At 40.4% G+C, this 24,531-nt stretch carries 19 protein-coding genes; 15 read left to right on the top strand and 4 right to left on the bottom strand.

Going from position 1 to position 24,531, the window contains the following annotated elements; genetic code table 11:
- The first annotated feature begins 169 nt into the window (after positions 1-169).
- Complete coding sequence (locus BuS5_RS13415) at positions 170-1,417, top strand: M48 family metallopeptidase (RefSeq protein ID WP_035265503.1); 1,248 nt, start codon at positions 170-172, stop codon at positions 1,415-1,417.
- Between the two features lie 83 nt (positions 1,418-1,500).
- Here BuS5_RS13415 and glnA read toward each other — a convergent pair whose 3' ends face one another.
- Positions 1,501-2,913, bottom strand: coding sequence for a type I glutamate--ammonia ligase (glnA, locus tag BuS5_RS13410; protein ID WP_027354054.1), 1,413 nt, complete (start codon positions 2,911-2,913; stop codon positions 1,501-1,503).
- Between the two features lie 624 nt (positions 2,914-3,537).
- On the opposite strand from glnA, the gene glnD reads away from it, so the two are divergent.
- The 13 genes from glnD (at position 3,538) to BuS5_RS13345 (ending at position 19,785) form a co-directional block, all read left to right on the top strand.
- Positions 3,538-6,150: a [protein-PII] uridylyltransferase gene (glnD, locus tag BuS5_RS13405; protein ID WP_027354055.1), complete on the top strand. Its 2,613-nt coding sequence runs from the start codon at positions 3,538-3,540 to the stop codon at positions 6,148-6,150.
- A 280-nt stretch (positions 6,151-6,430) separates the two neighbouring features.
- Positions 6,431-7,699: an ammonium transporter gene (locus BuS5_RS13400; protein ID WP_027354056.1), complete on the top strand. Its 1,269-nt coding sequence runs from the start codon at positions 6,431-6,433 to the stop codon at positions 7,697-7,699.
- 43 nt (positions 7,700-7,742) lie between these two features.
- Positions 7,743-8,081, top strand: a complete 339-nt coding sequence (locus BuS5_RS13395) for a P-II family nitrogen regulator (RefSeq protein ID WP_027354057.1) — start codon at positions 7,743-7,745, stop codon at positions 8,079-8,081.
- Between the two features lie 19 nt (positions 8,082-8,100).
- Complete coding sequence (locus tag BuS5_RS13390; RefSeq protein WP_084445983.1) at positions 8,101-8,643, top strand: ammonium transporter; 543 nt, start codon at positions 8,101-8,103, stop codon at positions 8,641-8,643.
- Positions 8,644-9,090: 447 nt separating this feature from the next.
- Positions 9,091-9,957 (top strand): UDP-3-O-acyl-N-acetylglucosamine deacetylase, encoded by an 867-nt coding sequence (lpxC, locus tag BuS5_RS13385; RefSeq protein WP_027354059.1) that lies wholly within the window; start codon positions 9,091-9,093, stop codon positions 9,955-9,957.
- A gap of 85 nt (positions 9,958-10,042) precedes the next feature.
- Positions 10,043-10,612, top strand: coding sequence for a DUF4390 domain-containing protein (locus tag BuS5_RS13380; protein WP_035265505.1), 570 nt, complete (start codon positions 10,043-10,045; stop codon positions 10,610-10,612).
- 67 nt (positions 10,613-10,679) lie between these two features.
- Positions 10,680-12,914, top strand: coding sequence for a sensor histidine kinase (locus tag BuS5_RS13375; RefSeq protein WP_035265519.1), 2,235 nt, complete (start codon positions 10,680-10,682; stop codon positions 12,912-12,914).
- Between the two features lie 29 nt (positions 12,915-12,943).
- The gene (locus BuS5_RS13370) at positions 12,944-14,110 is read left to right on the top strand and encodes a sigma-54-dependent transcriptional regulator (protein ID WP_084445986.1); all 1,167 of its coding nucleotides are present in this window, start codon (positions 12,944-12,946) and stop codon (positions 14,108-14,110) included.
- A gap of 167 nt (positions 14,111-14,277) precedes the next feature.
- Positions 14,278-14,835, top strand: coding sequence for a 16S rRNA (guanine(966)-N(2))-methyltransferase RsmD (gene rsmD / locus BuS5_RS13365; protein ID WP_027354062.1), 558 nt, complete (start codon positions 14,278-14,280; stop codon positions 14,833-14,835).
- A 16-nt stretch (positions 14,836-14,851) separates the two neighbouring features.
- Positions 14,852-15,343 carry a pantetheine-phosphate adenylyltransferase gene (gene coaD, locus BuS5_RS13360; RefSeq protein ID WP_027354063.1) on the top strand — a complete coding sequence of 164 codons (492 nt, stop codon included), beginning with the start codon at positions 14,852-14,854 and terminating at the stop codon, positions 15,341-15,343.
- 4 nt (positions 15,344-15,347) lie between these two features.
- Positions 15,348-16,184 (top strand): ribonucleotide reductase N-terminal alpha domain-containing protein, encoded by an 837-nt coding sequence (locus BuS5_RS13355; RefSeq protein WP_027354064.1) that lies wholly within the window; start codon positions 15,348-15,350, stop codon positions 16,182-16,184.
- 692 nt (positions 16,185-16,876) lie between these two features.
- Entirely contained in the window at positions 16,877-18,250 is a 1,374-nt protein-coding gene (gene ltrA / locus BuS5_RS13350; protein WP_036019348.1) for a group II intron reverse transcriptase/maturase, read from the top strand.
- Positions 18,251-18,339: 89 nt separating this feature from the next.
- On the top strand, positions 18,340-19,785 hold the full coding sequence (locus tag BuS5_RS13345; RefSeq protein WP_051375144.1) for a TSCPD domain-containing protein: 1,446 nt from the start codon (positions 18,340-18,342) through the stop codon (positions 19,783-19,785).
- 3 nt (positions 19,786-19,788) lie between these two features.
- Here BuS5_RS13345 and BuS5_RS13340 read toward each other — a convergent pair whose 3' ends face one another.
- Positions 19,789-20,448 (bottom strand): protein-L-isoaspartate(D-aspartate) O-methyltransferase, encoded by a 660-nt coding sequence (locus BuS5_RS13340; RefSeq protein WP_027354905.1) that lies wholly within the window; start codon positions 20,446-20,448, stop codon positions 19,789-19,791.
- An 84-nt stretch (positions 20,449-20,532) separates the two neighbouring features.
- On the opposite strand from BuS5_RS13340, the gene BuS5_RS13335 reads away from it, so the two are divergent.
- The gene (locus tag BuS5_RS13335) at positions 20,533-21,531 is read left to right on the top strand and encodes a potassium channel family protein (protein ID WP_027354904.1); all 999 of its coding nucleotides are present in this window, start codon (positions 20,533-20,535) and stop codon (positions 21,529-21,531) included.
- A gap of 342 nt (positions 21,532-21,873) precedes the next feature.
- Here the strand turns inward: BuS5_RS13335 and BuS5_RS13330 are convergent, their stop codons facing one another.
- Both BuS5_RS13330 and BuS5_RS13325 read right to left on the bottom strand, forming a co-directional pair.
- On the bottom strand, positions 21,874-23,979 hold the full coding sequence (locus tag BuS5_RS13330; protein WP_027354903.1) for an RnfABCDGE type electron transport complex subunit B: 2,106 nt from the start codon (positions 23,977-23,979) through the stop codon (positions 21,874-21,876).
- A gap of 23 nt (positions 23,980-24,002) precedes the next feature.
- Positions 24,003-24,527, bottom strand: a complete 525-nt coding sequence (locus BuS5_RS13325; RefSeq protein ID WP_232223115.1) for an adenine phosphoribosyltransferase — start codon at positions 24,525-24,527, stop codon at positions 24,003-24,005.
- Positions 24,528-24,531: the final 4 nt, after the last annotated feature.

The raw sequence follows: 24,531 nt of genomic DNA, 5'->3' as shown, positions 1-24,531 counted from the left end.
TTAATTATATGAAAATTTATAAATCATGTGTTAAAGATATCTGGATATCTTAACATTGAAAAAGAATTAAAAAAAGATTAAAAAATAAATTTTAAATTGTAAACATAAAAACTTGGAAGCAACAACTCATAGGAAGTGTCCATACCCTCTTAGGGCACTATGAAAATATATGAATTTAATAGGTTATATCGTTATAGTTGCCATAATAACAGATTGTTTGCTTCACGGTTTTGCAGATCTGTTAAACCTTAAAATGTTAAGCAACAAAATTCCCGATGAATTTGTCGGGATATATGATGAAAAAGATTACAAAAAATCACAGGAATATCTTAAAACAAATACTAAATTCGGGTGGGCGACTTCTTTCTTTGACTTGATCACCATTCTTGTTTTTTGGTTTGGAAAAGGTTTTCTTTTTCTTGATAATATTGTCAGATCTTTCGATTTAAATCCTGTCGCGACCGGTCTTATATATATGGGAATACTAATTTTATTCAAGTCTCTTTTAGGTTTGCCATTTTCTATATATTCAACTTTTGTTATTGAAGAAAAATTCGGATTTAACAAAACAGGATGGAAGACATTTATTATGGATTTAATCAAAGGAGTTATTATCTCCATACTTTTAGGAGCGCCCCTGATTGCCGGAATACTACTTTTTTTTCAATACGCAGGAGATTATTCATGGCTATATTGCTGGGTGGCTGTTGTAGTTTTTATTTTATCTGTTCAATTTATAGCGCCAACTTATATTATGCCTTTATTCAACAAATTTAAAGAGATAGAGGACGGAGAACTAAAAGATTCTATAGTCTCTTATTCCAAAAAGATAGATTTTCCTCTTAAAAAAATTTTTATTATGGATGGATCAAAGCGTTCAGGCAAATCGAATGCTTTTTTTACCGGATTCGGTAATAATAAAAGAATTGTATTATTTGACACTCTTGTTGAACAGCACTCGGTTTCGGAACTTGTATCTATACTTGCACATGAAATGGGACATTACAAAAAGAAACATATATTAAAAAATATTATTATAAGTACAATGCAGATTGGTATAATATTTTTTCTATTGTCAATATTTATATCTTATCAGCCTCTTTTTGATGCATTTTATATAAAGGAAAAATCTGTATATGCAGGATTGATTTTTTTTGGAATGTTATATTCTCCGATAGGTTTTTTTACCGGAATATTCACGCAGTATATTTCGAGGAAAAATGAAAATGAAGCTGACAGGTTTGCGGTAGAAACAAATGAAAATATCGACTCTATGATTAATGCTTTAAAAAAATTATCCGTTTATAATCTTTCCAATTTAACACCTCACCCTTTTTACGTTTTTCTGAATTATTCGCACCCGCCGGTACTGGAAAGAATAAAGCCCTTAGCCAGCTATAGACCGTCACATACATAATTTCACCGCAAAGAGCGCATGTTCCAGTAGGGGTTCAAAATTTTGAACCCCTACATTGCTTTTTGCGTCCTTTTCAAAAATTATTATATATCATAATAGAGATAAAACTCATGTGGATGCGGGCGCAGTCTAACGGCATCGACCTCGTTTGTAGTTTTATATTCTATCCATTTTTCAATAACGTCCTTTGTAAAGACATCACCTTTCAACAGGTATTCGCAGTCCTCATCCAGTGCAGCAAGGGCCTCATCTAACGAAGCAGGCGCTGATTCAACCTTTGCAAGCTCTTCAGGGGGCAGATCATATATATTTTTATCTAACGGATCACCTGGGTCGATTTTGTTTTCAATACCGTCTAATACAGCCATGAGAATCGCTGAAAACGCCATGTAACCGTTACAGGATGGATCCGGAGTTCGGAATTCCAGACGTTTAGACGCTGGTGCACTTGAGTACATCGGTATCCGTACCGCAGCGCTTCTGTTACGACTTGAATAGGCCAGATTTACAGGGGCCTCAAAGCCCGGCACAAGTCTTTTGTAGGAGTTTGTGGTCGGATTTGTAATAGCACAGAGTGATTTGCAGTGCTTAAGGATTCCGCCAATGCCATATAGGGCTTCCTGGGATACGCCTGCATATTTATCCCCGGCAAAGAGCGGCTTGCCATCTTTCCAGAGACTAATATGGGTATGCATCCCCGTGCCGTTATCCTCAAAGATCGGTTTAGGCATAAAAGTGACGGAATGACCGTGTTGATAGGCAACATTTTTTAATACATATTTAAACCATACCAGCTGGTCCCCCATCTGGACCAGTGGTTTGAATCTCATATCTATCTCACCCTGACCGGCAGTAGCAACTTCATGGTGCTGGCATTCTACGTCTATCCCGAGCTGTTCCAGGGTTAAAAGCATCTCGGTTCGAAGATTTTGAAACTTGTCCAGTGGAGGTACCGGAAAATAGCCTTCTTTATGTCTGGGTTTATAACCTAGATTAGGAGCCTCGTCTCTTGCGGTATTCCAGTTCCCCTCTATTGAATCGACTTCATAGTATGAAACGTTTCTTCCGGATTCAAAACGGACGTTGTCAAATATAAAAAATTCAGCCTCCGGGCCGAAATATGCCGTATCTCCTATTCCGGTGCTTTTCAGGTATATTTCAGCCTTTTTTGCAATATTGCGTGGATCCCGTGTATAAGGTTCTCGTGTAATCGGGTCTGCTATGTTGCCTATCATTACTAATGTGGGTTCATCAAAAAAAGGATCCATTTTGGCGGTCGTCGGGTCAGGGATCACGAGCATATCGCTATCGTCGATCGGCTGCCAGCCGCGGATACTCGATCCGTCAAAGCCATAACCGTCTTCAAAGTTCGATTCATTCAGTTCACACATGGGAACCGTAAAATGTTGCCATATGCCTGGAAAATCCATAAAGCGTATATCAAAAACCTTCGCACCGTTTTCCTTGGCCATCTTCAAAACTTCTTCCGGTTTCATAAAAATCCTCCATAAGTTAATTACAATTACTGATATGCAAAAAATTAAATTTTACAATAAAGTAAAAAAATGTTGCAGTAAACGCGCCAAAAGGACTATTGTAGATATCTATTTGATATTGCAATAAAAAATATATATGGAGCTCGTAAAAATTTTTTAAATATATACGTTTATGTAATATGTGTATTAAATAAATTACATTATTGTATTTTATTTTTTTACCAATTTTCCCCGCCGGTCTTCTATAAAATAGGGCGCTTATCTATTTAAGGAAATATAAATATGCAACTTAATATCATTTTATGTGACAAACTTGTAACTTTTTTAAGTTTATATTCAGGACAAATATTGAGAACTATAGTGCATACTGTAAATCTTGATACTGTTTATACAGATTTTTGGCAGTAAACATGCGTCACAAGTTGCTTTCTACGAGTATCAAGATTTACGGGACACGCTATAATTGAATTGATGTAAGTTAATACTCTTATTTGTATTGGCACGGCTATTGCGATTCATTCAAATAAAAATCAGGGCATGTTGCCGCAGATACAATTGGTGGCTGCGCATGCTTATCCTTTTTTCATATGCCTGAATTGATACAAAAAAATAAAAAGAATTTAAATGTTTACGATTCAAAAAGACTTTAAAAAAAAAAAAAAGCAGCTCATTGCAAATTTTTTAAAGGGCAATGAACCATATTTTCTTAACAAGCATTCAGATCTTCTTGATGATTACTTCTGCGAATGCTTTAAAAAAAGCATGGTCGGCCCCAGCATGAGCATCAATAAAAATCCTTATGCCATATTGGCCATTGGAGGCTACGGACGTCAAGAGCAGTCCATACATTCGGACGTTGACCTTCTTTTACTTTTCAATAAAAAGATACCTGAAAGGGCTGAGGAACTGATCAGGGAAATCCTGTATCCTTTGTGGGATGCCGGTCTTGATATAGGCCATGCCACCAGAACTATAAAGGATTGCCTGACACTCTCCGGACAAAATTTTGAGGTTTTAACTTCGCTTCTGGATGCAAGATTTATATGCGGCATGTCGAATCTTTATTCAGAACTGCAGATTCAGCTAAAAAACAAAATCATTGTAAAAAAATCTAAAAAAATAACAACCTGGCTCATCGAAAGCAACCAGGCCAGACATATGCGTTTTGGCGACTCAACCTACCTTCTCGAACCTAATCTAAAGGAGGGACAGGGAGGGTTAAGAGATTATCATACCATGCTCTGGACTGCCAAAATAAAAACGGATTTAAAAGAGGCAAGAGATATGGAACGTTATGGTTTTTTGTCTTATGACGAATTTCAGGCCCAAAGAGAAGCTCTTTCATTTATATGGATAGTTAGAAACTGGCTTCATTATCTGTCAGATCGAAAAAATAATCAACTGCATTTTGAATATCAGCTAAAAATCGCCGGTCTTTTAAATTTCAGCAAGCTCAACGGGCAACAGCCGGTTGAGCTATTTTTAAGTGAGCTGCATGGACATATGGAACTTATTAAACAGCAGCATTTGATGTTCCTGTATGAATTGGGATATACAAAAAGGCCAAAAAGAAAAAAAACCACAAAAACCCGGGCAAAAATTGAAGGCCTGGAAATTATACGTGACAGGCTTCATTTCTCTTACCCGGAGGCTATTCTCAATTCGCCCATTCTTTTAATAAAAATTTTTGAAGAGAGTGCGCGTCTTAAAATTCCCATAAACCCTGAGGCAAAACGGTTTATCAAGGAATTCGGCTATCTGGTTGATGCTGACTTCAGGACTTCCCCTTCCGCTTTAAAATCATTTGAAAGAATATTAATAACATATGCGCCCACATTCAACGTATTGAATGAAATGCTTAACACTGGTTTTTTATCGCACTATCTGCCTGAAATAAATGGAATAATTAATAGAATACAGTACGACGAATATCATCTTTACCCTGTGGACAAGCACTCCTTGCGGGTTGTCCAGACAATTAAAAAGTTCGGGAAGAATGAAGATCCGACCAATGATACGTTATGTACGGAGATATACTCTGAACTAAAGAATCCCAGATTGCTCCTTTGGGCCGCCCTGCTGCACGATATAGGCAAGAGTGAAACCGGAGGCGGGCATGCTAAAAGAGGGGTGGCCATTGCACATGGAATTCTTAATCGAATCGGCTACAACAAAGAGGGCATTGAAACAATCTCTTTTTTAATTGAAGAACATCTGCTTCTTGTCCAAACAGCGACCCGAAGAGATATTTATGATGAAGAGACTGCTATATTATGCGGGCGAAAGATACAGGATGAGGAGCGTTTGAAAATGCTGTACCTGCTCACTGTTGCAGATTCGATTTCTACAGGGCCGAAAGCTTGGAACGAATGGACGGCATCACTTTTAAGAAGTTTTTTTATTAAGACGATAAACATACTTCAAAAAGGTGAGCTTGCAACAAATGAAGCCGTGGAGATTGTGACCCGAAAAAAAGAAGAGTTGCTCTCTTCAGCCTCAAAGGAGACTGAAATAGAATGGCTTGGTGATCTGTACAATGTCATGTCGCCCAGATATAGGCTATATACGCCTGCCGAAGATATCCTGGAGCATGTGCGTCTTTACAAAAGCATGGAGGAAGCTGATTTTGTTTGGGATATAAAAAAGCCCGGGGACCCTGATACAAGAACAGTAACGACTTGCGCCAAAGACCGGCCCGGTTTGTTTTCAAAGATTGCCGGGATATTTACTTTAAACGATTTGAATATTCTTGATGCCCAAGTATACACATGGCGTAATAATACAGCGATAGATATTTTCAAGGTAACAGCGCCTCTGGATAAGATTTTTGAAAATGAAAAATGGGAGAAAGCCAAAAAAGACCTGGGCTATGAATTATCCGGCAAAAGCGATTTTACAAACAGGCTGAATGCGAAAATGGATGAAAATCGTTCTGAAATGCTAAAAAAATCTAACGGTATGCTCAACAGGCCCAATAAAATAATAATCGATAATAAAAGCTCAAGTTTTTATACAATCATCGAGGTTTTTACTTATGATTTCACCGGATTGTTATTCGGCATCACAAATGCTCTCTTCAAGAGCGGTCTCGATATATGGATAGCTAAAATCGCCACAAACGTGGATCAGGTGGTTGATATTTTCTATGTAAGGGATTTTGACGGATTAAAGATCGACTCACCCGTTCAGATGGAAAGTATAAAAAAGGCCATAGAAGAAATGCTACCGAATGTATAATCAGATTTTAAGTTTTAAGAAATACACCACTTAACACTGTTTTATTTTGATTAATGGAGTTTTCGTTCGGGAACTAAATAAGGAACGAGGACGAAATAACTTCCCCAACTATACATCACAGCTTCAGGCCATCTTTGCCCGATATAAAAGTATAAAAATCTTGAAATAGCTTGCTATTCCTGCAACTTTTATACTTTTAGATCGAACAAACCTAACCTAAATCTGTGCGCCTACTTGTGGAAGTTATTTCGTCCCCGTTCCTAAGGAGGAATAAAAAACAATGAAATTTAGAAGTATGTTTTTAGCAGCTATTGCAACACTGATCCCTTTTTCTTCGGCTTTTGCCGAAAAGGATGTGTTAAACACCGGGGATACTTCATGGATGTTTGTCTCCACAGCGCTTGTAATGGTTATGACGCCGGCCGGTCTTGCTCTTTTTTATGGTGGCATGTCAAAGTATAAAAACCTTTTAAACACCATTGCAATGACTTTTGTTGCATATTGCCTGGCAAGTATCATCTGGGTGATGTGGGGTTATACGCTTTCATTCGGTTCGGATAAAGCTGGCCTTATAGGAGGCTTTGACAGCCTTGAAGGCTCTATTCCTGCTTATACATTTATCCTGTTTCAGATGACATTTGCGTGCATCACCGTAGCCCTCGTGCTTGGTTCCATAGTCGACCGGATGAAATTTTCAGCATGGATTATCTTTACAATTTTATGGATAACTTTTATATATTGTCCCGTAGCACATTGGGTATGGGGTGGAGGATGGATGGGCACTCTGGGTGCTCTCTATTTTGCAGGAGGAACTGTTGTCCACATAAACGCAGGTGTTGCAGGCCTTGTCCTTGCCATAGTTATAGGAAAACGTATAGGCTATGGTAAAGAAGCCATGTTCCCGTCCAGCGTAACCTTGACGGCACTTGGCGCTGCGCTTTTATGGTTCGGCTGGTTCGGATTTAACGCAGGCAGCGCACTAGCCGCTGACGGGATAGCGGCTTCCGCTTTTCTGGTAACCAATACCTCGGCAGCTATTGGAGCCCTTGCGTGGATGTTCGCAGAATGGTGTCATACAAAAAAGCCCAGGGTGCTGGGTATTGCATCCGGAGTCGTGGCAGGACTTGTTGCAATAACGCCGGCCGCCGGATTTGTGAATCTATCGGCCGCTTTGATAATAGGTCTGGTTGCCGGAGTGTTCGGTTTTTATTCTGTTGTAATTCTCAAACACAGGCTCGGTTATGATGATTCACTCGATGCATTCGGGGTGCATGGCATGTGCGGCGCCTGGGGCGCCTTGGCAACCGGGCTTTTTGTCAACCCTGCTATTACCGAAGGTGCATCCGGATTGTTTTATGGAAATCCAAAACAGCTATGGATTCAAATTATTTCTATCGCAGCCACAGCCGCCTTTACAGCTGTCGGCACAATTATAGTAATCTATGTAACTCGCTTTTTAACCGGAGGCCTTAGAGTCGATAAGGATAGTGAAATAGAAGGCCTTGATAATTCAATTCACGGAGAGAGAGCATTTGAAATAACATTTTAATTTTAAAATTGCTTTTAGATATTATTAATCAGGAGGAACAATAATGAAGAAGGTTGAAGCTATTATAAAACCTTTCAAACTTGATGATGTAAAAGAGGCTCTGAATGAGATTGGCATACAGGGTATGACCATATCCGAAGTAAAAGGTTACGGCAGACAGAAAGGTCACAAGGAGATTTATAGAGGAGCCGAATATGTGGTCGATTTTATACCTAAAATTAAAATTGAAATAATAGTCGATGCTCCTGCTGCAGACCAGGTTGTGGAGACAATTCAAAAAGCGGCAAACACAGGAAAAATCGGGGATGGAAAAATTTTTATTCTTCCGGTTGAAGATGTCCTGAGAGTGCGAACCGGAGAAAAAGGCAAAAATGCGATATAAAATGGAGCATATATAATCGATTCAGGAGCAACAGCATGGATGCTCACTTCCACAGCCCTGGTACTTCATATTCCGCAAAGCGACCTCCCTGGGTTTTGTTTCCGGCATACTGGCAGGTCTGGTTGTAATTACTCCTGCCGCAGGTGTCGTGCAGCCTGCCGGCGCCATACTTTTAGGAGCGTTATCATCTATTCTCTGTTATTATGCGCTTCAGGCAAAAATAAAATTCGGTTATGATGACAGTCTGGATTATTTTGGAATACACGGTATAAGCAGCGGCCTGGTAGTTCTTCTTTTGTTCTTTTTTATCCGTCCAAGCTGGATGCGGAGTGCGGCTGAAGCAGCAGGGGGCAAATGGTCGGCAGTGGATCAGTTCCTGATACAGCTTCAGGGCATAGGGGCAACCATAGCACTGGCTGCTGTCGGCACATTGGTAATCTATTTTATTGTCGAAAAGAGTGTAGGTTTCAGGATAGATGAACAGAAAGAAATGGAAGGGCTTGACAAGTCACTGCATGGCGAGCATGGATATGGCCTTGTACATTCGGATCTTGTTGGTTAAAGATCGATTTTCGTGTATTCCCATGTAAATAAGTTTTTACGATTTTTTTACATTTTAGGATAAGATGTGGAAATTACTTCCTTCACGTTCCTTACATTCATCCATCTATAGATTTTCAGATAAATAATTTCAATGCATTATCGGTAAAAAACTGGAGGAAGCGTACTCCCAGTACGCTTCCTCCAGTTTTTTCTATATACTTGTGTCAAATTTTAAACCAAATTTTAAAATTGGGTAATTATCTGAAAATCTATATCTTAATCTGCATTCAATGGGTTTGTGACGTTGCCGTATTATAAAAGTAATTTCCCTTGCTATTCAATTATTTTTACCATAAAAGATATCAAAAAAGTAGCTATTTCTTTTTACAATAATCTATAAATGAGACTTTGAAAAAATGCTCAATAGGGATATTTTGCAAAGATCTCGAAACAGATATATATTTTAATGATATTATATACTGAACAGAGAACCGTTGAGAACCCGATAGCTTGTTCCGGCATAGGTGTTCATTCCGGCAAAACTGTTAACATAACCATTAAACCGGCTCCGGTTAATTACGGCATAAAATTTAAAAGAATAGATCTTCCTGACAATCCATGCATATCGGCAACATTTAACATGGTGGTGGATACAAGCCTGGCCACTGTAATTGGGCATGAAGGGTTTATAGTTTCTACCATTGAGCATCTTATGGCGAGCCTGGCAGGCTTGTCTATAGATAATGCCCTTGTTGAAATTGATTCTTACGAAGTCCCTATTATGGATGGCAGTGCTGGTCCCTTCACTACTTTAATACAAAAAACAGGGATTAAAAATCAGGGCGCTCCAAGATCTTTTTTTATAGTAAAAGAGCCTATTAAATTAGAAAAAGACGGTAAATCCGTAAGCATATATCCTGCTTCATCTTATAAAATAACATATACTATAGTTTATGATCACCCATTGATAAATACACAGACATATTCAATCGATATTAATGATCGGAGCTTCGGGCAAGAAATAGCAAGCGCCAGGACTTTCGGTTTTTTGCATGAATATGAATATATGAAACATTACGGTCTGGCTGCCGGGTGCTCCCTGAATAATGTTATTGTAATAGATAAAGATAATATTGTTAATGAAAAAGGTCTACGTTTTAAGGATGAATTCGTAAGACATAAGATTCTTGATTGCATCGGAGATTTTTCTCTTCTTGGAATGCCGATCCTGGGGCATGTTGTGCTACATAAGGCAGGACATGCTTTCAATCATGCTTTTTTGAAAAAATTTTTTACTGAAAAAACATTTTGGGAAACTTGCACAATCCCTTAAAAAACATCTCTGGCTGGGCTACCAACAAAGTAGCGCACAAATGAATTGTTTTCCAGATTCAGCAACATATACCTGTCTGTTATAAATGATAAAATTAATTCATAAGCAAACCTTGGCAGTCCTGTGCAGCATTATATTTTTTTTTAACGCTCCGGCCGTGGGTCAGGAAGCAAAACTGACCGATCTGGTTGTCAGCAATACACGCGACAACCTGATAATCTATTGTAAAACCGAGGGAGCCTTCACGGAAAAAATGGAGAAGGCAATTATCAGTGGCGTGCCTGTCTCTTTTTCTTTTTTTATAACACTATATGAAGTTAGAAATCTCTGGCCCGACAAAAAAGTTACTGAAAAAAAAATAACTCATTCTATTAAATACAACAATATGACGAAAGAATATACAATTACTCGGTCACTGGAATCAGGGACACCTATAGTTACCAAAACCTTTGAAAAAGCTCAAAAATTAATGTCCGAAATTGATAATTTTATCTTGATTCCGCTTAACCGTTTGAAAAAAGGCAAACAGTATCAAATAAGATCCAAAGCCGAACTGATGAAGATGACCCTCCCTTTTTATCTGCATTATGTACTTTTTTTTGTCGCTATGTGGGACTTTGAAACTGAATGGCATACAATAGATTTTATCTATTAAAATTAACATGAGACCTTTGCAAAAAGGGGCGTTTTGCAAAGGTCTCAACATCATTTCTGCCATAATTATGAAGATTACCAGATCCAAAATAAAAAAACCTGTCATATCTGATGAAGAGCGAAAAAGACGTAAACGTGAATTTGTTCTTATTATTATAATAATTACTATCGTTGCGCTTTTAACTTATGTTGAAAACAGGATAATACATTTTGGAGTCGATTTTCCTATTTCAAACACAATCCTGATGTTTATTCTGATAAACATCAATCTGTTGTTGCTTATCTTGTTGATATTTCTTGTTTTCAGAAACTTGGTAAAACTTATTTATGACAGGAAAAGCAAAGTGATGGGTGCAAAGTTACGCACCAGACTTGTGGTGGCATTTATATCCCTGACACTTCTGCCTACCATTGTTCTTTTTTTCTTTTCCATTAATTTTATTACCACCAGTATTGAATTTTGGTTTAACGTTCCGATTGAACAGTCGCTTGAAAACTCACTGAACGTTGGCCGGCATCTATACAAACACATTGAAGAAAATAATCGGTTTTTTTTAAAAAGAATCTCATATCAGATAAAAAAAAGAAACCTCCTAAAACCGCCGTTAAAAAAAGCTCTCTCAAATTATATTGAAGTTGTACAAAAATCCTTTAATTTTCAAGCTGTTGAAGTCTATAAAAAAAATTTCAATCGTATTACCTATTCTATCGGCGACGAACTGAATGGATTGGAGATTACAGAGATCTCCGGAAATAATCTCCAGAAATATATAGATTCTGAGGAAATCAGCTCGTTTTCCGAAATAATCGATACTGGTGAATTAATCAGAACAATAGGAAGAGTGCCATTTGGATCTAACTTAAAGGATGTGCAAGGTTACATAGTTGTCGCAATCCTTATCCCACCTGCTCTTGCAGAGAATATGTCATATATTTCAAGAGGTGTCGAAGAATATAGACAAATAAAACTTTTAAAAAAGCCTGTTCAGATTACTTATTATATCGCGCTTTCTATAGTAGCACTGCTTGTTGTATTTTGCGCAGTATGGTTTGGTTTTTACATGGCAAAATCTATAACAATACCTATTATGGATCTTGCAGAAGGAACCAGAAGGGTTGCTGAAGGTGATTTGAGCTTTACAATAGCTCTATTTGCGGATGATGAAATAGGCAGTTTGGTTGATTCATTTAACAAAATGACAAGAGACCTGAGAATGAGCAGGGAACAGTTGGAATTTTCAGCCAGCAAACTGCGCGAGCAGAATCTTGAAATTGAGAAAAGACGACAGTTCATGGAAATAGTCTTAAAAAATATTTCCGCCGGTGTAATAACTCTTGGCGCCGGCGGCTTGATCTCTTCCATCAACAAATCGGCTGAAAAAATGTTAAATATTCAATCTGAAGAAATTATAAGTAAAAGTTATAAAGAGCTGCTAAAGGAGGCTGAGCAAAATCATTCTGTTAATATTATAGAAAAAATTGCAGATCCCCGCGGGGATTCCATCGAATTCCCATTACGTTTAACCATAAACGGAAGACCGCGTAGTTTTATGGTGCATGTTTACGCAATTAAAAGCGATGCCGGAATTCATATGGGGAAGGTAATGGTTTTTGATGATTTGACGGAGCTGGAAAAAGCACAACGCATGATGGCCTGGCGCGAAGTGGCCCGAAGAATCGCTCATGAGGTAAAAAACCCATTAACCCCCATAGCCCTTTCTGCACAACGGCTTAAAAGGAGATACGCAGACAAGATAGATGAGCCTGTATTTGAAGAATGCGTCACCATGATAGTAGATAATGTGGCAATGATAAAAAACCTTGTAAATGAATTTTCCATTTTTGCCAGATTTCCCACTGCAAATCCAGCTATTTGTGAGTTCCAGCCCATTATTGAAGAGACCATATCTCTATACAGGGAGGGGCATGAATATATAGATTTTAAAATAAATATTTTTGATGATATACCAAAACTTAACCTTGATAGACAACAAATAAAACAGGCGATGATTAACCTTGTCGACAATGCAGTTGCTGCCGTAAGGGGAAAAGGAGAAATAAGAATTACTTTAACCTATGACCCTATCCTGAAGATGGTCAGGTTAGAGGTAGCCGATAATGGAAATGGTATTTCCGATGAAGAGAAGACACGTCTGTTTGAGCCCTATTTTTCGACTAAAAAAGCCGGCATTGGTTTAGGACTTACCATAGTAAGCACCATTATTTCTGATCATAATGGCATGATCCGTGTGCAGGATAATCACCCCCGGGGTGCTAAGTTTGTGATTGAACTGCCGGCGTAAATAAATATTTTTGTAAAGGAATTAATTTTATGTTTCCATCTATTTTAATTGTTGATGACGAGCCTTCCATATTACAATCCTTAAGCGGACTTCTCTCTGATGAAGGCTTTGATGTTTTAACGGCCTCTAACGGATATGAAGCTTTAAAGGTGATAGACTCGGAATCTCCGGATCTTGTTCTTCTTGATATTTGGATGCCGGGTATTGATGGTATTGAAACGCTGAAAGAAATTAAAAAGGACAATCCCTTTATTCCGGTAATTATTATTACAGGACACGGCACAATAGAGACGGCTGTGAAAGCAACCAAGCTTGGCGCATTCGATTTAATTGAAAAGCCCCTTAGCATAGATAAGGTTATAGTAAATATTAACAACGCATTAAACTTCAGGCGTCTTGAAGAGGAGAACAGGTTCTTAAGAAAAAAAACAATAGAAAAATTTTCAATAAGCGGGAACAGCCCATGCATAGAAGCCTTGAAAAAACAGATAATGATTGCAGCGCCGACCGATGCCTGGATATTTATAACCGGAGAAAACGGAACCGGTAAAGAACTGGTGGCCCGTACCATTCACCAGTTAAGTTCACGTGCAGCACAGCCCATGGTTGACGTCAATTGTGCGGCTATTCCGGAAGAATCGATAGAAAGTGAACTTTTCGGCCATGAAAAAGGTGCCTTTACGGGCGCAACATCAAAAAAAAGGGGGAAATTCGAACTGGCCGGCAATGGAACAATATTCTTTGATGAAATAGGCGATATGAGCTTAAAGACACAAGCTAAAATCTTACGAGTTTTGCAGGAACAAAAAATTCAGCGTGTGGGAAGCAGCAGAATACTCAGTATTGATGTAAGAGTAATAGCAGCCAGCAATAAAAACCTTGAAAATGAGATTGAAAAGGGCAACTTCCGTGAAGATCTATACTACCGTCTTAATGTTATCCCCATGGAAGTCCCGCCCCTTAGAGATCGTTCTCATGACATCCCGGAACTGGTCGGCATATTTCTTGATGTTTGTGCCGAGCAGAGTCGCACAAAAAAAAAAAGAATATCAAATGCGGCCATTGAGGTATTAGCTGCTTATTCATGGCCTGGCAATGTCAGGGAGCTGAAAAATCTTGTTGAGCGGCTTGTGATAATGACTGATGGTGACTTAATAGATATTTCCGATATACCTTATTCGATAACAGCTAAATAATAATCTAAGTTAAGCAATTAGCTGTTAGCCTTGAAAAATCAAGGTATTACATCAGTAAGAAATAACACCCAATGGGTAAAAATTTGTAATCGCAAAACATCTTGTAATCATTAAGCTAACAGCTAACAGCTAACAGCTAAAAGCTAACCGCTCAATTCAGATAATAAATGACATTAAGAATAATAGGCGGCAACCTCAAGGGAAGAAGGCTTGCAGTTATGCGCGGTAGTGTAACAAGGCCTACGGCAGACCGGTTGCGTGAAGCGATATTTAATATTCTTTATACTCGGATACATGGAGCTGTAGTACTCGATCTTTTTGCGGGCACCGGGGCTATGGGTATTGAAGCTTTAAGCCGGGATGCTGAATATGCGGTGTTTATCGACAATAATAGAAGTGCATGTTCTGTCATAAAAAAAAATATAACCTCTTGCGGAATCGAGGATAGCACTACAATAATAAAGCGCAATGCGTTAAAAAGATTAGATTGGACAAAATCCATAAGGCCATGCTTCGATATTGTTTTTATTGATCCTCCTTATAACAGGAATTTTATTAAACCTTCACTGAAAAATCTTGTAAAAAGCCGCTTATTGAAAAAAGAAGCATGTATTATTGTTGAACATTCGGTTTCGGAGTTTATCCCGGAAGAGATTGAGTCATTCATCACCATAGACCAAAGAAAATATGGAAAGAGCATGGTTACTTTTTTGCAATATTCTTGAAAGGAGAAATCAATTTATGAAGAGAATAGCTGTATACCCGGGTTCATTCGATCCTGTAACTAACGGTCACATAGACATGATCAAGAGGGGTCGAAGGCTTTTTGATAAAATAGTAGTTGCTATTCTTTGTAATTCTTCAAAAAAGGCTTTTTTTACAATTGAGGAACGAAAAACAATGCTGGAAATCAGCCTCGAAGAGGTAACAAATATTGAAATAGCCTCCTTTGACGGGCTCCTTGTCGATTATGTGGTTAAAAGGAAAGCAAATGCCATTTTACGCGGAATGCGCGCTGTATCAGATTTTGAGTATGAGTTCCAAATGGCGCTTATGAACCGGAGTCTTAACAGGAACATACAGACTGTTTTTCTGATGTCCGGATTAAGATGGATATTTACAAGTTCATCTATAATCAAGGAGGCTGCGCGTTATAACGGCGACATCAGTAATATGGTGCATCCGTTTGTCGAAAAAAAATTAAAGGAAAAATTCGGTTTCAGCAATCCGTAAAAAAATGACAATATCACTTTCACAAAATGCAAAGGCTGTGTTAGAAAAAAGGTATTTCAAAAAAGACAGCCATGGCAAAATTATCGAAACACCCTCTCAACTTTTTGCAAGGGTCGCAAAGGCTATAGCTGTAGCAGATGCTATTTTTGATAATAAGGCGGATATAGAAAAAACAGAAAAAAAATTTTTAAAAATAATGTCGAACATATGGTTTTTGCCGAATTCGCCGACCCTTATGAATGCCGGGCGCCGGTTAGGACAACTGGCAGCATGTTTTGTACTTCCCATAGAGGATTCAATGGATAGTATATTTGAAACTCTAAAACATACTGCCTTGATCCACAAAAGCGGAGGGGGCACAGGTTTTTCCTTTTCAAAAATACGACCTGCCAATGATCTCGTTAAATCAACCGCAGGTGTTTCAAGCGGCCCGGTCTCATTTATGTCTGTTTACGACATATCAACCGAGACTGTTAAGCAGGGAGGGACCCGCAGAGGTGCCAACATGGGAGTTTTGCGGGTGGATCATCCTGACATCGAGGCATTTATACAGTCAAAAACCGATCAATGCACATTAAATAATTTTAACGTATCTGTCGCCATAACCGAACAATTCATGGACGCCCTTGAAAGAGATTCGGAGTATGACCTTGTTAATCCGCGTACCGGCAATCCTGTTGGATCAATGCCCGCAAAAAAAATTTTTGATATGATTATTTATTCTGCATGGCTGTCCGGTGAGCCGGGAGTAATTTTTATCGATCGTATCAACGAGAAAAACCCGACCCCTTTTCGTGCCAAGATAAATCCGAATCGTTGGGATAAGACACAAGGTCTTTGAAACTCGATATTGTTACCAAGTGGGTGCTCGGGAAACGGTTTGTTTCCTTCATCTCTGCAGGGCTTGCTCTGGCATTGATGTTAAGATAGTCCCACCTGACTAAAGACTAACCAGCAGGTCAGTAGCGAAGTCCACAGGTAAACCCGGTAACGGGAGTCTGGAGCTGGACGGAGCAAGATTGCAGGCTCTGTATTGAGCCCCGAAAAATGTATGGTTGTGGTCATTGTGATAATCCTGCTTGCAGGAAAAAGCCGACGCTTTGGAGACAGCGGAAGGCAGCAGTCCTGAATATGCTAAGGCAAGTATTCAGGACACCACCGGGGTCTTAGACCAGGGCATGTACTCAAAGGGGTAGCTCGGGAACTTGGGAGACCCGGATGTTTCCTTGGGTAAAAAGAACGGTAACAGGAAATCCAGCGCAAGCGAAATCCCGGCGTTGCATAGGAATGTCCCGCCTTGCAACGAGTCTGCCATTGGCAGAAACACAAACATTAAAAGATGGGCGATACAAGGTATCAGGGGAGGATAGCGAAGAGCGAACGAACCTGAGATAAACATTCGGAAGTCTTAGCAGATCATAGTACCGATGATTAAGAATTGAACTATCTTGATCGGAAAGGTGGGGAAGTGATGCCCAAGCGACCCACTGCAGGGAAGGTGAAGCAGGGTATAACGTTTTTTTGGCAGGAATTATGGGAGATACACAGATGTCACAAACCATATCAACAAAAAGCCGAGAAATTGCAAGAACGGTCGCTTGCAATTCCAGACCGATAGAATGGGGACAACCACCGGTGTTAACAGGTGGGTCATCCCTTATCAAAATCGAGCTGCTTGCTCAAAGTAATCCTGAACTGGTATTTACATCAGTAGTCCATCGGATAGACTTTGATTTACTGAAACAATCCTTTCGTAAAATTCGGAAAAGCAAATCTGCAGGAGTGGACAAGGTTACGGCAAAGGAGTATGCCGAAAATCTTGATCAAAACCTCTATAATCTGTATGAACGACTGCGGAGAGGACAGTACGTTGCGTCTCCTGTAAAGCGTATCTGGATAGACAAGGAAGGAGGGAAAAAGCGTCCAATTGGCATACCTGTACTTGAGGATAAAATTGTCCAGAAAGCAGCAGCAGCCATATTGAATGTCATATTTGACAGGAATTTTTACAATTTTTCCCATGCATTCAGAAAAGGTCGGAGCCAACACATGGCAATCAAAGATTTACGTGAGCAATGCTTGAAGCAGAATATCAGCTGGATAGTAAGCGCAGATATTACAGGACTATTTGACAATATTAATCACGAGTTACTTAAAGACATGATACGTCGGAGAGTAAGTGACGGCGGAATGATTCGCCTGATAGGGAAGTGGTTGAATGCAGGCGTAATGGAGGAAGGCAACCTGACGTACTCTGAAACGGGCACTCCACAGGGAGGAGTAATTTCCCCTGTGCTCAGTAATATCTTTCTTCATTATGTTTTAGATGACTGGTACGTGAAAGAAGTGATCCCCCGGATGAAAGGGAGATGCTCCATCATACGCTGGGCGGATGATTTCATCCTCGGGTTCGAGTATGAAAAAGACGCATTGCGTGTCATGGATGTATTACCCAGGCGGTTCGAACAGTTCGAGCTGTCACTTCACCCGGAAAAGACAAAACTGATTCGATTTTCCAAACGCATTAGCGGAAAGGGAAACGGGACGTTTGATTTTTTAGGGTTTACATTTTACTGGTCAAAATCATTAAAAGGGTACATGGTAATAAAGAAAAAGACGGCAAGAAAGCGTTCAAGCCGTTTTATGAAGAGAATATGGATATGGTGCAAGGATAACCGTCATAAGCCAATGGCCGAGCAGTATGAGATTCTTTGCAGTAAACTGCGAGGTTTTTACCAGTACTTTGGAGTAATAAGTAACTACAAAGTGCTGGAAGTTGTGTTTGAATATACTGAGAAAGCATGGCGTCGATGGTTAAGCCGAAGAAGTCACAAGGGCGAAGTAATGTTCGAGGACTTGCGCACAACATACCCACTGCCATTACCCAGAATAGTCCATAATATTTGATGCCGTAAGGGCTGCAAAGTTATACGCCAAACGGGGTGTCGCCTGTTTGGTTGATAATCCGGTAAAAAGGATTTGAACCGAGGAACCGTATGAGGGAAATCTTCACGTACGGGTCTGTAGGGGGGGCGTCGGGTAACCGATGCTCCTACCTGGAACTTGGAAAAATTGAAGCCACAAATCCCTGCGGTGAGCAGCCCCTGCTGCCATATGAATCCTGCACCCTCGGTTCCATAAATCTATCCGCAATGATCACAAAAAACAGATTAGATCTTAACCGCCTTAAAAGAACGGTGCATGATGCAGTTCATTTTCTTGACAACGTCATTGAGGTTAATAAATATCCCCTTGCACGTATCGAAAGAATGAGCAAAAGCACAAGAAAAATCGGACTCGGCATTATGGGGTTTGCAGATATGCTGGTACAGCTTGACATACCCTATGATTCTGATGAGGCTGTTAAACAGGCCGAAACGGTTATGTCTTATATTTTACAGGAATCCAGAAAGGCATCTGCCGGTCTTGCAAAAAAACGGGGTAATTTTCCAGGTTACAAGGATAGTATTTTCAATCACCCTTCAACTCCGTATATGCGCAATGCCACTACTACAACAATCGCTTCGACAGGTACCATAAGCATTATTGCAGGCACATCAAGCGGTATAGAACCGATTTTCGCTTTAACATATGCGCGGCATGTGCTTGATAAAAAAAAGCTTATTGAATTACATCCCATTTTTGTTGAAAAAGCAAAAAAAGAAGGGTTTTTTAACGATGAACTTGTGAAGGCTATTTCCGAAACAGGTTCCATACAGCAGGTCGACAAGATACCATCTCATTTTAAAAAAATATTTGTAACATCCCATGATATTTCAGCCGAATGGCATGTAAAAATTCAAGCTGCATTTCAAAAATTTACTGATAATGCAGTTTCCAAAACAATTAATCTTTCTTTTGATGCAACACCTGAAGATATTGAGCGAGCCTATCTATCAGCATACCATAAGGGCTGCAAAGGTGTAACTATATATAGATACGGAAGTCGTGACAGGCAGGTGCTGAATATTGAAGCTGTCGCCGGGGGAGCGGAAACAATCGCGCCCAGGCCGAGACCGGCGCGGACACATGGCATTACGGAACGTATCAGCACCGGGTGCGGCAAACTTTATGTTACAATCAATTATGATGAAAAAGGCATGTGTGAAGTATTTGCCCAGATGGGCAAAACCGGAGGATGTGCTTCTTCCCAGATAGAAGCCGCCGGCAGGTTAATTTCCCTGGCCTTGCGCTCAGGTGTTAAAGCAGAAGCTATAATAAAACAGCTTACAGGAATCAGGTGCCCTTCACCGGCATGGCAGAACGGCAAAATGGTACTCTCATGCCCGGACGCAATTGCCCAGGTTTTGAAAGGTCTGTCAGGTTCGAATCTTGTTGAAAAGAACCCTATGATTGGTGTCTGCCCTGAATGCGGCGGCTTATTGGCGCATATGGAAGGGTGTCTTGTTTGTCATGCTTGCGGGTTTTCAAAATGCAGTTAAAATCTATTGTTTATCCCAGCCGTGTTCGCCCACAAGCTTGACAAATCTGCATCCTCCAAGATTAGCGGTATGTATGCCGTCCTGATCCCTGTAGAGCTTAATCAGTTTCTGGGAAAAACTAGCTCCCACAGGTAAAATCATGCGGCCGCCAACAGCAAGCTGATCAACCAGGGTTTTTGGTATTTTAGGAGCGCCGGCTGTAATTATGATTGCATCAAATGGACTTTCGTCTTGCCAGCCCGTGGTTCCGTCAGAATATTTTGTGATTATATTGTGATAGCAGAGTTTATCAAAAAGTTTTCGCGCTTTTATATAAAGAGAATTTATCCTCTCTATCGTATAAACCCGAAATACAATTTCAGCAAGTATTGCGGCCTGATATCCTGAGCCGGTTCCTATTTCAAGGACCCGGTCACCTTTATTCAGCTGAAGAGCCTGGGTCATTTCTGCAACAATATACGGCTGCGAAATGGTCTGCTGTTCTCCTATGGGAAGAGGGAAATCACCATAGGCCTGATCCATCAAGGCTTCACTTACAAACATGTGCCTGGGCACATTGCGCAAAGCAGCTATAACCTTGGGATCGCTTATGCCGCGGGATACGATCTGTTTCTCAACCATGTTGTCACGCAGCCGTTTATATAACAAAGTTTCTTTTTCCATTTTAGCTCAGTTAGCAGATCGACCAATTTGCGTCAAGCATTTTACGCTTGAAAATCAAGAAGCTACGCTGGTAAAATAAGATAAATGAATACGACAAGACATCTCATTATATCTATCTTGATAACTATCATAATAACGGCTTCCGGTACTATAGGATATATGATGGTCGAGGGCTGGAATTTAGCTGATTCAATCTATATGACTGTTATTACTATATCTACGATAGGTTATGGAGAAATACATCAACTCCATGAATCCGGGCGCATCTTTACAATTTTTCTGATTTTTTTTGGTGTAGGTTTAAGTCTGTATGTTGCCGGTGCTTTAGTGCAATTTATAGTAGAGGGCCAAATACGAACCATCCTTGGGAGGAGAAGATTGGACAAACGGATAAAACGTTTAAAAAATCACTATATTATTTGCGGCTATGGCCGGATTGGGAAGGTCATTTGCGATAGCTTAAGAAAAAAACCGTTCAATGTAGTGGTGATCGAAAAAGATAAGGAGCTAATCCCGTTTATGGAAGAGGATGGGCTGCTTTATATTACCGGGGACACGGTTGATGAATCAAACCTGCAAAAAGCCGGAATAGACCGGGCAAAAGGGGTTATAGCAGCGCTTGCCACAGATGCCGACAACGTTTTCCTGGTATTGACTGCCAAACAGCTTAATCCCGAAATTTTTATTATTGCCAGGGCCAGCAGTAATGACGTTAAATCAAAACTCATAGCAGCAGGAGCCGAGATTGTTGAATCGCCATATGACATGGGCGCCGAGAATATGGCGCAAAAAATTATAAGACCGACAGTGACCAGCTTTTTAGATCTGGCACTTAAGCATCAGCGTAAGGATATACAGATGGAGGAGATCCCGGTATGTCCTTCATCACCCCTGGCGAATGTCATGTTAAAAGATTCGGGTATAAGGCAGGAATATAATTTGATAATAATCGCCATAAAAAAAGCAGACGACAGAATGTTGTTTAATCCTTCTTTTGAGACAAAAATTAAAGCCGGTGATACCCTTATCGCTGTAGGAAAAGACAAAAACCTGCAACAGTTGGAAAAAGCGCTGAATCCTTAACTCATCTTAACTATCTGATAGTTAAAATAAAAAATTGGTCAACAACCAATATTTTTTGGTGGATTCGCTTCGCTTAATCCACCCTACAAACTACTAACTTTTATATAAAATTTTGGTCTTAATCATCGTTTCGGCCACAGACGCCTTGGAACATCGTATGAGCAAAGTTTTAAGTGTTACGTGGTGTATTTCACATTGCCAGCCGGGCTGCATTTGCTAAAACTCCCTGGCCGAAACGATGATCAAGGCCAAAATTGTAGGATGGATTAAGGAGCGTAGCGACGAATCCACCAAAGTTAACAATATCAAGCAGTTATTCAGTTTGTAAATTTCTGATAAAGATTATGCGGCCTTGCCTAATTCAGTAACGGCTGTTTCATCCGCAGTTTTTTTATAACATATAAGCCCGCATTGCAGGCACCTGGCGGCTTCTTTGCGGGCCATTTCTTCGGAAAAGCCCTTTTCCAGTTCCTCCGTTGCTCCCGGATCCGGTGTGGAGCTTAAAGGCATAATTACTCGCGAAACAGCCTTTACAGCTTCAAGATGATTGACATTTTGAATTAAAGATTGGGGTGTAACCAGATTTTCCGGAACCGAAACCATGATCCCGTACAGAATTTGGTGAATGGAAGCCGCAGCGCGTCTTCCGGCTGCGATGGCTTTTATGGCAGCGCTATAATCGGTCAGCGTATCTACATCTGAAAAAATGCCTGTAAAGCTCTTATCGGCAGATGTTTTATAGGGCTCAACGCCTTTCCATTTAATCGGCAAACCAGTTTGCGGTTCCGCATCATCCTCTTTATTCGCATCAGCATTAGAAAAAATAAATTCAGGCAGGCGGCCTGATGAAACAATTAAATTATGCGCTGGAATAATTTTCTTTTTCATACTGTCAAGCTCGGTATATTCCAGTTCCAGAAGATTATCATATTCACCTGAAATTCCGCTTATGCCGACATTAAATATTATCTTTACAGCTTTTTCCTTTTCAATTTTTTCCAGCTCAGCAGCATTGATCTTGCAGGCCTTCCTTGTTTCTCTGAAAAGAATATTGATTTTTTCAGCGCCGAGTTTCCTGCATATCCTTGCCGCCTCAAAGGCAAGTTCTGCACCCCCTGATATTACAACATCGGTTTTGCACGAAAATCCACCTTTGCCATCCCGGCCTGATTTAACTACATCCAACAAAAGAGAAACGCCTGGTATAGCCTCAACAAAATCATTGCCCAAGTCTTTATCGGAGCTTTTGGCGGAGCCTCCGGCAAGCCGGCTGTCCCAGCCACCTAAAGCAACAAAAACAGATTCAAACCCATCCTTGAGAAGAGACGCGACCGAAAAATCATTGCCAAGAATTTTATTGGTTTCAACCGTTACACCCATTTCCAACACACCGTCAATATCCCAGTCAAGGATATCCATTGAAAGTCTTTGCCGGTGAATGGCGCTGCGCATGAGTCCGCCCAATACATCGGAGGCCTCAAAGACTGTCACCTGGTGGCCAAGACGGGCGGCAAAAAATGCTGTTGAAAGGCCTTCAACTCCCCCGCCTATAACGGCAATTTTACGCTCCGTATCAGGCGCTTTATACGGCAGAACCCTTTCTCCATTTTTCCTTTCAAAATCTGCAACAAAGCGCTTAAGGAAATTTATTGCAACAGGCTCATCTATATATTTACGCCTGCAATCATCTTCGCAGAACCTGGGGCATATTCTTCCTATAACAGATGGAAACGGCAGCCGTTCCTTGATAACCTGTACAGCCTTATGGTAATCGCCCCGGTTGATCTGTTTTATATATTCACATATGTCTATTCCGGCCGGGCAGGCTCTCTGGCAGGGGGTTGTACACATCCCGGTGGTATATTCACGCAAAATACGTCTTGTAACAGATAAAAGATTAATAATACCTTTGGGGCATGTCCGCTCACAGGCCCCGCAGCCGGTGCAGCGCTTTTCATCAACCACAGGCAAACCATCCGGCCCCATTGAAAGAGCGCCGAACTGGCAGGCCTTGACGCAGCTTCCGAGACCAAGACATCCTATGGAGCATACTTTCATGCCTCCGCTCAAAAGAGCCGCGGCCTTGCAGTCATTCAAACCGTCATAAATATACTTGATATCAGCATCCTTAACTCCATAGGTGCAACCCAAGCTCGCAATATCAGGCTCTTTTGCCTCGACCTTCACGCCCAAAATTTCGGCTATCGCTTCTGCAACTTCAGGCCCGGCGGCAACACATGAATTAGGAGCCGCCTTTCCTGCTACAATCGCTTCGGCATTGGAGCTGCAGCCCGGCATCCCGCAACCCCCGCAGTTTGCACCGGGAAGCGCATCTTCAACCGCAAGGATTAAAGGATCAACATAAACATAGAAAATCTTTGATGCAGCAGCCAATACCACGCCGATTACAAGACCCAAGCCTCCCATTGCCACCAATGCGTATATCATATTTCAACTCCTAAAGGGCTGTTTTACTCACCCTCGAATTCAGTTAATGCAAATATTTTTTGACCTTTTATCTTTTCCCTTCCCTTCAGATCCGGAAGCTCAACTATAAAGGCACACTCTAATATCTCCCCGCCTAGTTTTTCGACCAGATTTACAGTCGCGGCAATTGTGCCGCCGGTGGCTATCAGATCATCCACTATGACAACCTTTTCATCCTTTTTAACGGCATCTTCATGCATTTCAACAACATCTTTACCATATTCCAGCGTATACTCAGCGCTTATGGTTTTATAGGGCAGCTTTCCTTTTTTTCTAACAGGCACAAAACCGGTATTGAGCTTATACGCCAGAACCGCGCCAAAAATAAAGCCTCTTGCGTCTATCCCTACAACCTTGTCTATATTCATAGACTTGTAACGATCGTAAAGCAAATCACAAGCCGCCCGTAAGGATTCAGGATCCTGCAAAAGAGTCGTTATGTCTCTGAACATAACACCCTTGACCGGCCAGTCAGGCACGGTTCTTATGCTGTTTTTTATATTTATCATAGTT

It is taken from the genome of Desulfosarcina sp. BuS5 (assembly GCF_028752835.1).
Taxonomy (GTDB): domain Bacteria; phylum Desulfobacterota; class Desulfobacteria; order Desulfobacterales; family BuS5; genus BuS5.
This window is presented reverse-complemented; position numbering and strand designations above follow the sequence as displayed.

Bases quoted from the DNA above. Each gene is read 5' to 3' on its own strand.
- BuS5_RS13415 (WP_035265503.1), top strand. From the start codon at position 170: ATGAATTTAATAGGTTATATCGTTATAGTTGCCATAATAACAGATTGT.
- glnA (WP_027354054.1), bottom strand. From the start codon at position 2,913: ATGAAACCGGAAGAAGTTTTGAAGATGGCCAAGGAAAACGGTGCGAAG.
- glnD (WP_027354055.1), top strand. From the start codon at position 3,538: ATGTTTACGATTCAAAAAGACTTTAAAAAAAAAAAAAAGCAGCTCATT.
- BuS5_RS13400 (WP_027354056.1), top strand. From the start codon at position 6,431: ATGAAATTTAGAAGTATGTTTTTAGCAGCTATTGCAACACTGATCCCT.
- BuS5_RS13395 (WP_027354057.1), top strand. From the start codon at position 7,743: ATGAAGAAGGTTGAAGCTATTATAAAACCTTTCAAACTTGATGATGTA.
- lpxC (WP_027354059.1), top strand. From the start codon at position 9,091: ATGATATTATATACTGAACAGAGAACCGTTGAGAACCCGATAGCTTGT.
- BuS5_RS13380 (WP_035265505.1), top strand. From the start codon at position 10,043: ATGATAAAATTAATTCATAAGCAAACCTTGGCAGTCCTGTGCAGCATT.
- BuS5_RS13375 (WP_035265519.1), top strand. From the start codon at position 10,680: ATGAAGATTACCAGATCCAAAATAAAAAAACCTGTCATATCTGATGAA.
- BuS5_RS13370 (WP_084445986.1), top strand. From the start codon at position 12,944: ATGTTTCCATCTATTTTAATTGTTGATGACGAGCCTTCCATATTACAA.
- rsmD (WP_027354062.1), top strand. From the start codon at position 14,278: ATGACATTAAGAATAATAGGCGGCAACCTCAAGGGAAGAAGGCTTGCA.
- coaD (WP_027354063.1), top strand. From the start codon at position 14,852: ATGAAGAGAATAGCTGTATACCCGGGTTCATTCGATCCTGTAACTAAC.
- BuS5_RS13355 (WP_027354064.1), top strand. From the start codon at position 15,348: ATGACAATATCACTTTCACAAAATGCAAAGGCTGTGTTAGAAAAAAGG.
- ltrA (WP_036019348.1), top strand. From the start codon at position 16,877: ATGGGAGATACACAGATGTCACAAACCATATCAACAAAAAGCCGAGAA.
- BuS5_RS13345 (WP_051375144.1), top strand. From the start codon at position 18,340: ATGAGGGAAATCTTCACGTACGGGTCTGTAGGGGGGGCGTCGGGTAAC.
- BuS5_RS13340 (WP_027354905.1), bottom strand. From the start codon at position 20,448: ATGGAAAAAGAAACTTTGTTATATAAACGGCTGCGTGACAACATGGTT.
- BuS5_RS13335 (WP_027354904.1), top strand. From the start codon at position 20,533: ATGAATACGACAAGACATCTCATTATATCTATCTTGATAACTATCATA.
- BuS5_RS13330 (WP_027354903.1), bottom strand. From the start codon at position 23,979: ATGATATACGCATTGGTGGCAATGGGAGGCTTGGGTCTTGTAATCGGC.
- BuS5_RS13325 (WP_232223115.1), bottom strand. From the start codon at position 24,527: ATGATAAATATAAAAAACAGCATAAGAACCGTGCCTGACTGGCCGGTC.